A 13,886-nucleotide genomic window follows, 5' to 3' on the forward strand; every position below is an offset into this window, starting at 1 on the left:
GGTTTCGCGGCTGAAGCCGCTCCTACGAAGGCTGCTTGTTGTGGCGTTGTGGATATGTCTGCCATTGCGGGCATGCTGGGCCGGCATGGGACTCTCTGGCTTCGTAGCTGAAACCGTTCCTTCAGAATGGCGACTTTTTTGCTGCCGGATCAAGAAAAAGCCCGCAATTGCGGACACGTTCGCTGACGTTCAAATTCTAGCTTCGAGGCTGAAGCCACCCCTAAAAAAGCGCCGATTGCAGTGGGGTGTGGATATGTCTGCAATTGCAGGCATGTTCCGCGGGCGTCGAGCTTGTGGGCTTCGCGGCTGAAGTCGCTCCTGCACGTGCGCTGCCTGTTGTGGCTTGTGGATATGTCCGCACCTGTTGGCCATGCCGGGGAGCGGCAGGTGCTGGTTTTGCGGTGATGCCGATCCTGTGACGGCTGCCCTGCCCCAAGGCCCCGCAGGTGTCTACAGCAGGGCGATGCGCTTGTGGGATGGAGTCAGCGTCCGGCTCAGGTGGCTGGGCTGCTGCCCTGGGCGATCAGCTTGAGATAGTTGTCGATGGTGATTTCGAGCCCGTCGTAGAGGGCCTCGCCAATCAGCGCGTGGCCGATCGAGACTTCCAGTACGTCCGGTACGTGCGCGAGGAAGTGGTACAGGTTGGCCTGCGACAGATCGTGGCCGGCATTTACGCCCAGACCGGCGGCCTGGGCGCGGCGGGCGGCGACGACGAAAGGCCCCACGGCCTGCTCGGTATCGCCGTTGGCGAAGGCTTCTGCATAGGGGCCGGTGTACAACTCGATGCGATCCGCACCCAGCGCCGCTGCCTGTTCGATGTCCGGATTGCCGGCATCGACAAACAGGCTGACGCGGCAACCGTATTCCTTCAATGTCGCGATCAGCGGACGCAGGCGCTCGCCGTCGCGGCTGAAATCGAAGCCGTGGTCGGAGGTCAGCTGGCCATCACTGTCAGGGACCAGGGTGACCTGCGCCGGGCGGGTCTGCTCGCACAGCGGCAGCAGACCGGGATAGCCCTCGCGTGGCGGTGCGAACGGATTGCCTTCGATGTTGAATTCCACGCCGTGCTGGCGGGTGAGTTCAGACAGTGCAAACACGTCGTCGGCGCGGATATGCCGCTGGTCCGGCCGCGGATGCACGGTGATGCCGTGGGCACCGGCGCGCAGGCAGGTCATGGCGGCGCGAACCACATCCGGATCAGTGCCGCCACGGGAGTTACGCAGCACCGCAATCTTGTTGACGTTGACGCTCAGGCAGGTCATGGCTGCGAGCTGTCGCGCGGTTGTGCGGGCACTTCGGTTTCAGACGCGGGCGCGGCGCTGGATGCTAGCGGGGCATTGGCCTGTCCACGCAGTTGTTCGCGCAGTGCCTGCAACTCGGCCGGGTGCAGCGCGCGCGGTGTGTCGGCAACCACCGAGCCCATGCGGGCGACGTAAAGACCTTTCACCCACAGCAGCGCAAACACCAATGAGGCCACCAGGGCGAGCACCAGCAACCACATCTGGGTGGTTGAAATGGCCAGGATGAAGGCACCAATCGCGAGTAGCAGGAACAGCCAATACATGACGATCTCCCCGTAGAGGCGTGCAGTGTAACGGTGGCAGGCGCCGCTGTTCCACGTGTTGTCCACAGGTTTGCGACGGCCGGCAAAAGTGGCGTCGGCAGTGGTCGACGGCGACGTCGTCGGTGTTGTGAGAGCGCTCATGTGGAGCGCTTGACCGGGATCGAAGGCACTGAAGCATCGGCAACCGTCAGTGTGGTTTTGTCGGGTGCGGCAGCTCGCCGCGTGCCGGCGACATGCCGCCGCAAGGCCGGCGAGTTCGATGGCAGGCTGTGGTGGATGGCGTATGTCCGGTGCGTGCTGCACCACGTGATGCCGAGCTGCTGCCGGGCTTGGGGAACGAAACCAAACGCGAGGCGGCCGAGCCGCGTGGAGTTGCTGATGCGGCTTCCGTGTTCTCACCGGAACAGCCCCAGCGGAGCATGGCTCCGCTCTACACGGAGTACGTCAGAGCAGCGGCGATGCCAGCCGTGCGAAGGCTTCGGGCAGGCGCTCGCGCCACAGCGAGCGCTGCCGGTCGGGCTGTACTTCGGTGGCGCTGTTGAATTCTTCCTGCAACAGCGCGGCCAGTTCGCCGGTCAGCGCGCGGTCGTTGTACATCATCGACAACTCGAAATTGAGCCGGAAACTGCGGTGATCGAAGTTGGCGGTGCCGACGATGCAGGTTTCGTCATCGGCGATGAAGGCCTTGCTGTGCAGCATGCGCGGCCCGTATTCGAAGATGCGTACGCCAGCTTCCAGCAGCTCGTCGTAGTAGGAACGCGCGGCGAGGGTGACGAACTTGGAATCGCTGAGCCTGGGCACCATCAGCCGCGTGTCCAGCCCGCCCAACGCGGCGGAGGTAAGTGCCATGCGCGCGGCTTCGCCGGGCACGAAGTACGGCGTGACCAGCCACACCCGACGCCTGGCTTCCTGGATGGCGGCCACGTGCAGGCGGTGGATCGGCTCCCAGGCCGAATCCGGACCAGATACCAGCACCTGTGCGCGGATGCTGCCCTGCGCGCGGGTCGGCACGTTGGCGGGGAACAGGTCGGCGCGCTGGAAGTGGTGCGCGCCCTGCCCCGTGGCGTAGATCCAGTCCTCCAGGAACACCAGCTGCAGGTTGTGGACGACATGGCCGCGAATACGCATGTGCAGATCGCGGTAGGCATTGGGATTGCGGCTGTCGTCTTCCTCGTCGGTGACGTTGATGCCACCGGTGAACGCGACCTCGCCATCGACCACCACCAGCTTGCGGTGGGTACGCAGGTTCAACCATGGCCGTTTGAATGGCTTGAGCAGCTGTCGTGGGTGGAACCACGCCACTTCGGCGCCAGCGTCGAGCAGTGGCTGCAGGAACCGGCGGCGGATGCGCGATGAGCCCACCGCGTCCAGCAGCAGGCGCACCTTCACGCCGTTGCGGGCGCGCTCGACCAGCGCATCGCGCATGGCGGTACCGGCGTGGTCGGGTTCGAAGATGTAGTACTCCAGGTTGACGTGGCGGCGCGCCTGGCCGATGGCCTGGATGATGGCCGCGTAGGTGGCGGCGCCATCCACCAGCCAATCCACGTCGGTGGCGCTGCTCAGTGCCAGCCCGGTGGTGGCCTGCCCTACCCGCGCCAGTTCCGAGCAGTCCTCATCCGGCCGGCATACCGCCTCGTAGGTGCTCATGCCCTGTCGTGATTGGCCACGGCGCAGGCGCTGGCGCACGATCTTCTGCGGTCCCAGCAGGTAGAACACGATCAGCCCCACGTAAGGCAACGCCGCCAGCGACAGGATCCAGCTCAGTGTCGCCACCGGTTCGCGCTTCTGCAGGACGATGTAACAGGCCAGCAGCAGCAGGTAGACCACATAGGTGATCGCCAGTATCTGGCCCAGATGGGGGATGTTGGTGGCAGTTGTCCACAGGACGTTCAGGGTTTCGCGCATGCGCCGATTCTAGCCATGCGCGGTGACAACATGGGCTGGGGATAGGGTTGTGGGTAACTTTTCCGCACTGGCGCCAAGCCGTGTGGGTGCCGTGCTGCCTGGACTTCCGGCTGGATCGTCAGCGATGCCCTCCACAGTCAGCCCCGCAGCGCGCCGTTGCTGCACCACAGCGGTGCGCGCTGCCTGGCGAAACCGGCCGGGATCCTGTCCGGTTCTGCCCCACCGCAGTGCGCCTGAACGGAAATGAGGCGTTCATATGGCTGTGGATAACCCGGTTGATTCCGGCGGTCCTTCCACTTTGATGCATTGCATCAATTACTACATAAACGTAATATACCGGGATGGATAAAAACCTCCCGGCCGCGAGTGGCTACGCCAGCATCGACCAGAAGCTGGCGATCAGCAGCCGGCGCCATCCCGGCTTCCCCCGCGACCAGGCCATGCTGGCGCGCCTGATCAAACTGGTGCACAAGCTGTTCTGCGACCACGGCAACCAGCTGCTGCGTGATTACGGCATCTCCCACCCCGAATACAACGTGCTGATGATGCTGGACGGTTCCGACCAGGGCCTCAGCCCGTCGGAAATCAGCGAAGCCGCCAGCGAGAAGTCGTCCAACGTGACGCGCCTGATCGACCAGTTGCTGGCCAAGGGGCTGGTCAGCCGCGAACCCAGTGATGAGGACCGGCGCAAGCTGGTGGTGCGCCTGAGCACCGAAGGCGAGCAGCTGATCGAACAGGTGATGCCGGCAGTGATCGTGCAGTTGCAGCGCTTCTTCAACGGCGTGGAACCGGAAGAACTGCGCCACACCGAGCAGGTGCTCACCCGCATCCTGGTGGGGCTGGAACAACAGCCATGAGTGCAGCGCCGGCAGCACCCGCAGCGGGTGCCCCGCAGGTTTCCCGTGGGCTGTTGCAGAGCTTCCGCCAGGCAATGGCGGGGGAAGCCTCGACCTGGGCCTACATCGGCAAGGTGCTGGTGGCGCTGTATCTGTCCGGCTGGATCGCGATGCGCCTGGGCATGAGCTCGCCGGGCACGGCGATGATCACGGTACTGGTGGTGATGAACCGCAATACCGGGCTGGTGCTGGCCAAGGCGTTCTACCGTGGCCTGGGCACGGTGGTGGGCTGCGCGATGGCGGTGCTGATCGTGTCGCTGTTCCCGCAGAGCCCGGTGCTGCTGGTGACGGCGATGGCGTTGTGGGCAGGCTTCTGCGCCGGCGGCTCGGTGTGGAGCCGTGGCATGGCCTCGTATGGCTTTGTGCTGTCCGGCTACACGGTGGCGATGATCGTGTTTCCGGTGATCAATCATCCACAGGACATCCTCAACAGCGCATTGGAGCGCACTGGCGAAGTGCTGCTGGGCATGGCGGTCACCAGCGTGGTGTTCGATGTGTTGTGGCCCAACCGCATGCGCGCGGGGCTGCGGGCCACCGACGACGGCAACCTCAAGGACTTCCTGGACTTTGTGGCCGGCGCGATCAGTGGCCGGTTGCAGGGTTTCGAGGTCATCGAACAGACGCAGACGCGCGTGGTGCAGGGGGCGATCAGCTTCGAGGACATGCGCGCCACCGCCTACTTCGACGACCCCATCCTGCGCAGCCGCAATGGCCAGCTGAAGTTGATCAACCAGCATTTCATGGCCGCGGCATCGCGTTTCCAGGCGCTGCACCACCACATCGATCGCTTGCAAAAGCGCAACCAGCACGAAGTGGTGCAGGCCATCCGCGTGGTGCTCAAGCCGCTGTCCACTGTGCTGGACGACATCACGTTGCGCGGCGACATGCCCGCACTGGCGGCGCAGCTGCGGCATTGGAACGCGCAGCTCGACAGCGCCTTCGCACAACAGCGCCGGCAACTGCCGCCGACAACACGGGAAGGTTTCGACGCCAGCGCGCTGATGGTGCGCCGCCTCGGTGAGGAACTGCATGCCTACGTGCAGGCCAAGGCGCGCATGGAAACCGGCAAGGGCCAGTTGCGCGCGCGTGCACCGCGCCTGTCGCGGGTGCGCTTCACCCGTGCCAACGACTGGTATGCGATCGCGCTGGCGATGGTGCGCTGCTTCACGGTGATGCTGGCGCTGTCCCTGCTGTGGCTGTGCAGCAACTGGAACCAGGGTGGGCTGGCAGTGTTCGGCATGGCCGCGCTGGTGGCGATGTCCTCGGCCGCGCCGGACCCGCTTTGGGTGGTGAGGCGGGCGACCATCGGCCACACCATCGCACCGTTCTTCGCCCTGCCCGGCTTCATCGCGATGGCGCTGGCGGTGGACTTTCCCACCCTGGTGCTGGTGACGCTGCCGTCGATGATCGCCTCGTTGTACATCTCCACCCGCCCGCGTTTCGTGGTGACCGGCATGGCCTTGAACGTCGGCATCCTGGTGTCATGGAACGTCGGCCCGCAGTTCCATCCCAGCGCACAGGCCTACCTGGACAACTCGCTGACGTTGATGGTCGGGGCGTTCGTGGCGATGGGTGTGTTCATGCTGGTGCCGGGCCTGCCCGGGAGCCGCCAGCGGCAACGGCGCCTGCTCGAACGCCTGCGCGCGCAGGTGCAGTTGGCGGTAAGTGCGCCACTGCCGGGTCTGCTGCCGAAGTTTGAAAGCGTCAGCCGCGAGCTGTTCCAGCAGGTGGCAAGCCGCACCGCGCCGGGCAGTCGCGCATCGCGGCAGTTGTTCGAATGGGCGTTGCTGGTGCACGAGGCCGGCCACAGCGCCATCGACTTGCGCCACGACCTGGCCGAGCAATCCTTGCCGTCCGCGCTGCACCGGCAGATCGAACAGGCGCTGCAACTGCTGGGCCAGCTGTACCGCACGCCGAGTGCGCAGACCCTGCGCGAGGCCAAGGACAGCGTGCGCCTGGCACTGGGTGAGCTGGCCGGGCCGCAACCGCAGGCACTGCGCCGCGTGCGTGAGCATCTGTTCCTGCTGCAGATGACCCTGGAAGACAGCGCCAGCGTGTTGGCCACCTATGTACGCCGTTCGCGTCGTCATCAACGGCTGAAGGAGTTGCGCCATGCCCTATGAAATCTCCATCGGCGATATCTACTTTCCCGGCGCGCTGGTGTTGGTGGTGATGCTGCTGCCGCTGTTCGGCCTGCTCGATTTCGCGCTGGGCCGGGTTGGCCTGTACCGGCGCGCGCTGCATCCGTCGCTGCTGCGCGTGGCGCTGTTCGCCTGCATCTACTGCGCGGCGCTGTTGCTGTTCCTGCCCCATTTTCCGTAATCGAGGATTCCCCATGAAAACCGCCAGCCTGATACGAGGCGGTGTCACCTGCGTGGTTGTGCTGCTGGCTGCAGTGATGGCCTACGTCGTCTGGCACCAGTACATGCTTTCGCCGTGGACGCGTGATGCGCGGCTGCGTGCCGAAGTGGTACGCATCGCGCCGGACGTGCCTGGCCTGGTCACCGAAGTCGCGGTGCAGGACAACCAAACGGTGCGGAAGGGCGAGCTGCTGTTCGTGGTTGACCCCGACCGCTACCAGCTGGCCGTTGCCCAGGCCGAAGCCGACCTCAGCGCGGCCGAGGCCGCCGCGCGTGCGGCCGGTGCCAGCGTCTCTGCCGCCTCGGCCGGTGCCAACGCGAGCCAGGCCGAGTACCTGATGCGGCAGGAGCAGGCCCAGCGTCGCGCCCAACTCAGCGGCGTGGTTTCGCGCGAGGCGCAGGCCGATGCCCGTGCCATGGCCCAGGCAGCGCAGGCCAACTGGAAGCAGGCCCAGGCCAGCACCCACGCCGCCAGTGCCAGCGGCCAGCAGGCCGGCGCCGCCCTGCAGCAGGCGCGGGTCGCATTGGAGCGAGCGCGGCTGGACCTGGCACGCACCCAGGTGCGCGCCAGCGCCGATGGCACCATCACCAACCTGGACGTGCGCGTGGGCGACTACGCCAGTGCCGGCACCCCGCGCATGGCGCTGGTCGCCCGTCAGGGAATGTGGGTCTACGGCTACTTCGAGGAAACCAAGCTGCCCAAGATCCGCCGCGGCGATCCTGTGGATATCCGCCTGATGGCCGGCGGCGTGCACCTGCGCGGCAAGGTTGAAGGCATCGCCACCGGCATTGCCGACGCGGCCGGGCCCACCGGCCAGAACCTGCTGGCCGAGGTCGAACCCACTTTCAACTGGGTGCGGTTGGCGCAACGTGTGCCGGTGCGGGTCAGCATCGACCCGGAATCCATTCCGGACGGGGCCGTGCTCAGTGCCGGCATGAGTGCCACGCTGGTGATCAAGCACGGCGAGGATGACAAGCAAAAGGCCGGCTGAAGCCCTGCATAGCTGAATATGCAGCGTCGCTGCATCTGAGACAGCCGCGCGCTAGCGTAGGCGCATGCCTACCCCGATCAAGGGCCGCGGTGCCACCAGTCACCTTGCCGGCCGCTTTGAAACCCAGATTGCCGAAGCCGTCGATGACGGCTGGTACGCCGATGAGAGCGAGGAATTCGCCGCTCCACGGCTGCGCACCGACGTGCGCCCGGAAACCGCGCGCAGCATCATCAGCCGCAACAACTCGCCGGACGTGGGCTTCAGCCAATCGGTCAATCCGTACCGGGGCTGTGAGCATGGTACGAACCTACCGTAATTGCTTACGGTAAAAACGTTTAAAAAACAATAGGATATGAAATTATTGTGAGCAAATAACGGCAGTGGTGCGGGCTTTAGGCTTATGCACCCTCCGCCCTGGGGGGCCCTCGACCTGCATGCAGAGGCATGGCATTTGTGATCCCTCTCCTGAACACAAGTCAGTTGCGTTGCCTGAAATTAGTAATAATACTAATTAAGTGAAAGCTACTCTGAGATCGGCATGGACGAGGATGCATACAAGGCCCAGGCACCGATAAAGGGGCGCGGCGCTGCCAGTCATATAGCGGGTAGGTTCGAAAGCACGACCAAGATTGGGATCGATGACGGCTGGCAATCGGCTTACGAGGCTTTGAACGAACGACCACGCTTGCGCACCGAGGTGACTGAAGAGCGTGCCCGAAAGGTGATTAGCCGGAATGATTCGCCGGATGTGGGATTCAGTGCTTCGGTCAATCCGTATCGAGGCTGCGAACACGGATGCGTTTACTGTTTTGCGCGGCCTTCGCATGCGTATCTTAATCTCTCACCAGGCTTGGACTTCGAAACAAGGCTATTCGCCAAGATCAATGCTGCCGAACGGTTACGCCATGAATTGAGCCGACCAAGTTACAAATGCACCCCAATCGCGCTGGGCATCAATACGGACAGCTATCAACCCATAGAGAGGAGTTATCACATTACGCGTCAATGCCTTGAACTTCTCGCAGAAGCCCAGCATCCAGTGAGTTTTGTGACAAAAGGTGCGCTCATTACTCGCGACATCGACCTTTTAGCTAGCATGGCTCAGAAGCGTTTGGTGTCGGTCTACTTCTCGGTCACTACATTGGACCCCAAGCTCTCTGCAAAACTTGAACCACGAGCAGCTGCACCGCATGCGCGATTAAGGGCGATGGAAGCCCTTCATAAGGCCGGTGTACCCGTTGGAGTGTTAGTGGCCCCGGTCATTCCATGCATCAACGACAATGAAATGGAAGCAATTCTTGAGACTGCCTATGCTCGGGGGGCAAGAGCAGCAGGCTACGTGTTATTGAGGCTTCCTAATGAGGTCAAAGAGATATGGAGAGAATGGCTCGAACTGCATTATCCGGATAGGGTTGACCATGTGATGAGTCTAATGCGACAACTGCATGGAGGTCAGGAGTATGACTCGTCCTTCGGCGCGAGAATGCGTGGTAAGGGGGCATTGGCGGAGCTAATTGCTCAACGTTTCGCGAAGAAGCACCGACAACTCGGATACGGAAGGCTACCACCCCTGACGACCGCACTCTTTCAGCCTCCAACGGAGCGGTCTCCGCAAGGTCAGCTTTTCTAACGTTTTGCGCCCTGCCCACTATTTTGGTGCGACTGCTATGTTCTTGTAATGGCGCTACTTAGTAAATTGAATAGTGGGTGGAGCCTAAGTTGCTCATACCGGAAAAGAAGAAGGAGGGTCATGATGGACGACATGGAAATCTTCCGTATCCGAAACTTGGTGCTTGATGATGTAGATCTTCAACTAACAAGAACAGATAACTATCAAGTCGCCAGATATAAAATGTTTTTGGGTATTAAGAACAACATCCCGAGTCCCATGATGGCGCCGTATCACAAATCCTTTGGATCGAGGGATAGTATTCCGGGAGTAGCGATGGCGTTTGATAACGCTCTTTCCAGGGCCCTGGTAGAAATACCAAACCAGATCAATGCTTTTGGGGGAGTGATACAAAAGCTTGAAGCTTGGAGTGTGACAATTCATGGTCTTGATGTTGAACAAGTCTTCATGCTTGCATCAGAGCACTTCGAGCCACTTGCCAATCTCGCAATTTCAGCAACGCAGGCAATTCGTGGTCAGATTATTTACGCGACTGTCGAATGCGCTGCCCTCATAAGAGGCGCGAATGGTGAAAACCCCGGTTGGAATGGTTTCGACCATGTCAGCATGAAGGTCGCGAAGTCTCTAGCTGGCGCGTGGAGAGGTTGGCCAGACTTGGCAGAGAAATTGAGAGTTCTAGAGGTTGAGGGACTCAATGAAGCAAGTGGGAATTTTCGTAATAATTTCCAGCATGGCGCGCCTCGGCAACTCGTTGTTGGGCTAACAAAGCACACCGAGTGGGTGAAGAAGGATGACGGAACGTTTGCATGGGGAATTGGAACTAAGCAGCCGATTACGCTTAGGGAAATTATTCCTCATTTGAAGAGTGCACACGACAATCTATTGCAGGCACTAGAATCATTTGTTCGGCTCGCTGGGGAGTGGGAGGCCTCATTTCCAAATCAGAAATGATGACTTACCAAGCGAGGATTTTGCCAGTTGGAGTCCTATGTCGCCTGTGCATGACGTTTGAATTGTATGAAGCAATGGCGTGCCTTCGGAAATGGCATTCCTAACATCTTGAGCGAGCCGGGTCAGTCGGCGAAGATTGTTTCAGTGGTCAGTATCCGGAGTGATGTAGTTGTTGGAAACGTTCATTTCGAATATAGACCTGGCTTCAAATCCTAATGGCTAAGTAGCCATTTAAGATGCTTCATAGAATGCTTGGAATTAATCCCAAAGACGTCCATCGGGAAAGCGCAGCTCAACATCGCGAACGGTCTGAATCGGGAGGTCACCTAGGGAAACTGCTTGGCCTTCCAGGGCCATCGTATGCAGGGCTCGGCTTTGCAACCAGGAAGATGCTAGCTGCATCCTCTTTTCATCGATAGTTTGTTCCAATGACCTGCGTGGGACTAGTGCGACTATGAGCTCACAGTCAAGCGCTTCGGCTGCACGCTTTAGAGACTCCATAGTCAGTTTCCCTTCCGCCTCTCCACGTTCAAGCTGGATCACTCGCTTTTCACTAACCCCTATCCGGCTCCCGAGTGCCCGGCGCGGCATGCCCAGAGCTTCTCGGATCGCTCGTATCCAGCCGCCACGAGGCGGAACATGGGATATGAAGGGCAATGCTCTCAGCGTAGCGAAACGTTGATCAAGTTGTTTTCGTGCCAGTTGTCTCAGCGAACGTGTCATGGTCATGAAATTTTCCCAGCGATGATCCGATCAATGCCTAGCAAAGAACCAGATTGGCGTGAATGCGTTTGAGCATGGGAATAAAAATATAGCAATTCAACGGACCCATGTGCCATAAAAACATGGCATAGGATCAAGTCTAGGCCATCTGTTGGATGTGTTGCTGGATAACCGGAAGGATTGCGGAAGCGTCATTGCCGACCCCACGAAGCGTTGCGGAAGCGAAGTTTCGTTGCAGCGGAATTCCTAGGTAGAAGAGACCAGCGACAGAAGAAGATGCGCCATGGTGTTGGTGAATATGTCCGTTGTCGTCGAGTGCCGGTGTACCCTCCAAAAATGGCGCGTTGAATCGATATCCTGTCGCATAGATGATGGAATCAACCCGTTGGCACTCGCCATCTGGCCAGATGACACTGTCCTTCGAGATCTCTTTGAACATCTGTCGCCTTCGTAGTGCACCAGTGCGAATCGCTGCTCTGTAGCGCCCGTCATCAAGTACAGGTGTGCTTTGATCACTCAACCAGCTGGAGCGTTCAAGTCGCGACCACTTGAGCCAGTCATGAAAGTCCAAGCCGAGAATCCGTTGGGGAGCGAACCTGATTCGCTCGCGCGTCGCGAGAGTAACGTCGGCAACTGCGGATAGTTCATATGCGATCTGTACCGCTGAGTTGGCCGCCCCAACGACGACGACTCGCTTGCCATGGAAGGGTTCGGTGTTGCGGTAGCTCGCACTGTGCAGAATCTCACCGCAAAACTTGGCTGTACCCGCGACGTCAGGCACGTAGGGGGCGTTGAACCCGCCGGACGCGACGACGATCGCCCCTGCCGATATGGGCGGTCCATTGCGGAGACACACAAGATGCCTATCCGTACCGAACTCAATGCGCTCGACTTCTGAACGAACTTGAATTGGCAGTCCGAACTTTCGTGCGTAGTCCCGCAGATACTGAACAACGTCGTCCCTTCGAGGGTAGCGCTTGCCGCCACCAGGGAACGGATAGCCCGGGAGGGATGAGTGTCGGGCCGGCGAGAAAAGGGTGAGGCTGTCGTAGTACGAAGGCCAACTGCCTCCTGGCGCCTCCTGCTTTTCCACGACGATATGCGGGATGCCGCTCCCCTTCAGGTGATAGGACATGGCCAGGCCGGCCTGCCCGGCTCCCACGACGACAACGTCAGTCTGAATTTGCATGCGTATGTGCGCCTATATGCATATATTCGAGCAACACCCAGTCGCTCCGCCAGTGGTTGGGTGTTAGGGGGTGTTAGTAGAACAGCAGTAGGGAGCGATGGCCTTTACCTGCTGCAGGATTTGCTCCAAGCGAGTAACTACTGCTGGCCCGTCAACTTGGTAGAAGACTTGGCGGCTGACGCGCTCCGCTCGGAGGATTCCGGCATCGTGCAGGGCTTGGAGATGGCGAGAAACCACGGACCGCTCCTGGGGCAGAGCCGATGCAATTTCGGCGATGTCGGCCCTTCCGATCTGAAGCACCCGTTGGAGCACAGCCAAGCGCGATGGCTCTGACAGGGCCCGGAAGATTGGGTCTGCCAGCACCGTCATGGCGTTCTCGATCGCGGATGTTCTGCTCTCTCCAGCATTCATGTCGAGAGCATATATGCACATTCATGCACATTCAATATGGGGCTCTGGATCGACTGCCACGGCACCGCGGCTGCCCACGGACCACGAGGGTCTATCAGGGCCTTTCACCCGCCCATTACAGCTCTCGGCTCACGATTTTTGCTGTCAGGCTCTTGAGTCCGGAGACGGCCATGAACGAGCAGACCGATACCTCGTTGAACGCGGAACTGAAGTCGGTTGAGCAACAGGTCGTCGCTCTTGGCCGATTGGTTGAGCAGCAGCTGGCGGATGTTCTCTGGATACTGAATCACCCAAATCGAGCATTGAAGCAGCAAATTTACGACCAGCTGGTTCGGCAGGAAAAGGCCGCCGAAGACTGTGAGTTGGAGCTGATCAGCATCGTCGCCCGTCATCCAGCGGACATCATGGATCTGCGCCACGTGCTTGCGGCATTTCGGATAGTTTCTGACCTGAAGCAGGCGGGAAGGCTGTCATCTTCTATCGCGCAGCATCTTCTCGAAATGTCTCCTGACCGGCAGGATGAAGATACTGCGGGATCACTTCATGAGATGGTTGATCTCGCTCAGATCCAGTTGCGCGACGCGTGTCGTGCCTTTGAAACTAGGGACCTACAGCATGCACGACGGGCGCTAGCACACGGTGATGCAATCTCATCGCTGCAATCGATTTTGTTCAAGGAAATATTGCAAGGTATCGCCGAAGACCACGATTCCCCAGTGGATCTCGTTAACTTGCTCTACGTGGTAAAGAACATAGAGAAGATCAGTGACCACGCGACTTCAATAGCGTCGAGCTTGATCTCGCTTTGCGATGCTGACGCCTGAAGGTCAGGTGGTCCTCCTAACTTTGGAGTGTTGGATTCACCGTAAGACTCTTGTGCATTACTGCACATGTGCTCGGACACAAGTGAGCGAACTGTTGCGTGGCGCGGACGGCCGCCGGAACGTTGGCTCTATGGATGTGGGAGAAGCCGCTGCGCTCGAAGAGCCCAGCGGCCGTAGTTGTTAGGAGATAGAGATCTTCAATGCCAGCCTTGCGTGCGAACTCTTCTGCATGCCAGATGAGCGCTCGGCCGTAACCACCTCCGCAAAATTCCGGGCGTACCGCGAGTGAGCGCAGTAGCCCCGTACTGCCGTGATTCTCGATAGCAATCACGCCCAGGAGCCCTCGTTCATCGAGTGCCCCATAGAAGCGAACAGCCAGCGCACCAGCAGTGAGATCTTGCGTGGGAAGGTCTGCTGCAGTCAGTAATGAAAGAACGTCAG

At 60.3% G+C, this 13,886-nt stretch carries 12 protein-coding genes and 1 pseudogene; 8 read left to right on the forward strand and 5 right to left on the reverse strand.

The features are described from left to right. Positions 1-494: 494 nt before the first annotated feature. The 3 genes from LR961_RS00255 to cls all read right to left on the reverse strand — a co-directional run bounded on the left by LR961_RS00255 (position 495) and on the right by cls (position 3,469). A complete protein-coding gene (locus LR961_RS00255) occupies positions 495-1,262 on the reverse strand; it encodes a pyridoxine 5'-phosphate synthase (protein ID WP_232146390.1) in 768 nt (255 codons plus the stop codon). Next, complete coding sequence (locus LR961_RS00260) at positions 1,259-1,705, reverse strand: hypothetical protein (RefSeq protein WP_232146392.1); 447 nt, start codon at positions 1,703-1,705, stop codon at positions 1,259-1,261. The genes LR961_RS00255 and LR961_RS00260 overlap by 4 nt, the downstream gene beginning before the upstream one ends. Before the next feature lie 303 nt (positions 1,706-2,008). Beyond that, positions 2,009-3,469, reverse strand: a complete 1,461-nt coding sequence (gene cls / locus LR961_RS00265) for a cardiolipin synthase (protein ID WP_232146394.1) — start codon at positions 3,467-3,469, stop codon at positions 2,009-2,011. 341 nt (positions 3,470-3,810) lie between these two features. On the opposite strand from cls, the gene LR961_RS00270 reads away from it, so the two are divergent. The 7 genes and pseudogenes from LR961_RS00270 (at position 3,811) to LR961_RS00300 (ending at position 10,298) form a co-directional block, all read left to right on the forward strand. Next, complete coding sequence (locus LR961_RS00270) at positions 3,811-4,326, forward strand: MarR family transcriptional regulator (RefSeq protein ID WP_232146396.1); 516 nt, start codon at positions 3,811-3,813, stop codon at positions 4,324-4,326. After that, the gene (locus LR961_RS00275; RefSeq protein ID WP_232146398.1) at positions 4,323-6,488 is read left to right on the forward strand and encodes an FUSC family protein; all 2,166 of its coding nucleotides are present in this window, start codon (positions 4,323-4,325) and stop codon (positions 6,486-6,488) included. The genes LR961_RS00270 and LR961_RS00275 overlap by 4 nt, the downstream gene beginning before the upstream one ends. Then, a complete protein-coding gene (locus LR961_RS00280) occupies positions 6,478-6,687 on the forward strand; it encodes a DUF1656 domain-containing protein (protein WP_232146400.1) in 210 nt (69 codons plus the stop codon). The genes LR961_RS00275 and LR961_RS00280 overlap by 11 nt, the downstream gene beginning before the upstream one ends. Before the next feature lie 13 nt (positions 6,688-6,700). Then, on the forward strand, positions 6,701-7,717 hold the full coding sequence (locus LR961_RS00285) for an HlyD family secretion protein (protein ID WP_232146401.1): 1,017 nt from the start codon (positions 6,701-6,703) through the stop codon (positions 7,715-7,717). 64 nt (positions 7,718-7,781) lie between these two features. Beyond that, positions 7,782-8,018, forward strand: a pseudogene (locus tag LR961_RS00290) (radical SAM protein); the annotation flags it as partial. Positions 8,019-8,255: 237 nt separating this feature from the next. After that, positions 8,256-9,347: a PA0069 family radical SAM protein gene (locus LR961_RS00295; protein ID WP_232146403.1), complete on the forward strand. Its 1,092-nt coding sequence runs from the start codon at positions 8,256-8,258 to the stop codon at positions 9,345-9,347. Positions 9,348-9,470: 123 nt separating this feature from the next. Next, a complete protein-coding gene (locus LR961_RS00300; protein ID WP_232146405.1) occupies positions 9,471-10,298 on the forward strand; it encodes a hypothetical protein in 828 nt (275 codons plus the stop codon). An 862-nt stretch (positions 10,299-11,160) separates the two neighbouring features. On the opposite strand, the gene LR961_RS00305 is transcribed toward LR961_RS00300, so the two are convergent. Both LR961_RS00305 and LR961_RS00310 read right to left on the reverse strand, forming a co-directional pair. Further along, on the reverse strand, positions 11,161-12,210 hold the full coding sequence (locus LR961_RS00305) for an NAD(P)/FAD-dependent oxidoreductase (RefSeq protein WP_232146407.1): 1,050 nt from the start codon (positions 12,208-12,210) through the stop codon (positions 11,161-11,163). A gap of 63 nt (positions 12,211-12,273) precedes the next feature. Then, positions 12,274-12,642 (reverse strand): metalloregulator ArsR/SmtB family transcription factor, encoded by a 369-nt coding sequence (locus tag LR961_RS00310; RefSeq protein WP_332311000.1) that lies wholly within the window; start codon positions 12,640-12,642, stop codon positions 12,274-12,276. Between the two features lie 149 nt (positions 12,643-12,791). Here LR961_RS00310 and LR961_RS00315 point away from each other — a divergent pair, with 149 nt between their 5' ends. After that, on the forward strand, positions 12,792-13,445 hold the full coding sequence (locus tag LR961_RS00315) for a phosphate uptake regulator PhoU (RefSeq protein WP_232146411.1): 654 nt from the start codon (positions 12,792-12,794) through the stop codon (positions 13,443-13,445). Positions 13,446-13,886 lie beyond the last annotated feature (441 nt).

It is taken from the genome of Stenotrophomonas sp. SY1 (assembly GCF_021202945.1).
Taxonomy (GTDB): Bacteria; Pseudomonadota; Gammaproteobacteria; order Xanthomonadales; family Xanthomonadaceae; genus Stenotrophomonas.

Excerpts from the sequence above, each read along its gene's own strand:
- LR961_RS00275 (WP_232146398.1), top strand. The coding sequence starts at position 4,323 with ATGAGTGCAGCGCCGGCAGCACCCGCAGCGGGTGCCCCGCAGGTTTCC.
- cls (WP_232146394.1), bottom strand. The coding sequence starts at position 3,469 with ATGCGCGAAACCCTGAACGTCCTGTGGACAACTGCCACCAACATCCCC.
- LR961_RS00285 (WP_232146401.1), top strand. The coding sequence starts at position 6,701 with ATGAAAACCGCCAGCCTGATACGAGGCGGTGTCACCTGCGTGGTTGTG.
- LR961_RS00260 (WP_232146392.1), bottom strand. The coding sequence starts at position 1,705 with ATGAGCGCTCTCACAACACCGACGACGTCGCCGTCGACCACTGCCGAC.
- LR961_RS00280 (WP_232146400.1), top strand. The coding sequence starts at position 6,478 with ATGCCCTATGAAATCTCCATCGGCGATATCTACTTTCCCGGCGCGCTG.
- LR961_RS00300 (WP_232146405.1), top strand. The coding sequence starts at position 9,471 with ATGGACGACATGGAAATCTTCCGTATCCGAAACTTGGTGCTTGATGAT.
- LR961_RS00270 (WP_232146396.1), top strand. The coding sequence starts at position 3,811 with ATGGATAAAAACCTCCCGGCCGCGAGTGGCTACGCCAGCATCGACCAG.
- LR961_RS00305 (WP_232146407.1), bottom strand. The coding sequence starts at position 12,210 with ATGCAAATTCAGACTGACGTTGTCGTCGTGGGAGCCGGGCAGGCCGGC.
- LR961_RS00255 (WP_232146390.1), bottom strand. The coding sequence starts at position 1,262 with ATGACCTGCCTGAGCGTCAACGTCAACAAGATTGCGGTGCTGCGTAAC.
- LR961_RS00315 (WP_232146411.1), top strand. The coding sequence starts at position 12,792 with ATGAACGAGCAGACCGATACCTCGTTGAACGCGGAACTGAAGTCGGTT.
- LR961_RS00310 (WP_332311000.1), bottom strand. The coding sequence starts at position 12,642 with ATGTGCATATATGCTCTCGACATGAATGCTGGAGAGAGCAGAACATCC.
- LR961_RS00295 (WP_232146403.1), top strand. The coding sequence starts at position 8,256 with ATGGACGAGGATGCATACAAGGCCCAGGCACCGATAAAGGGGCGCGGC.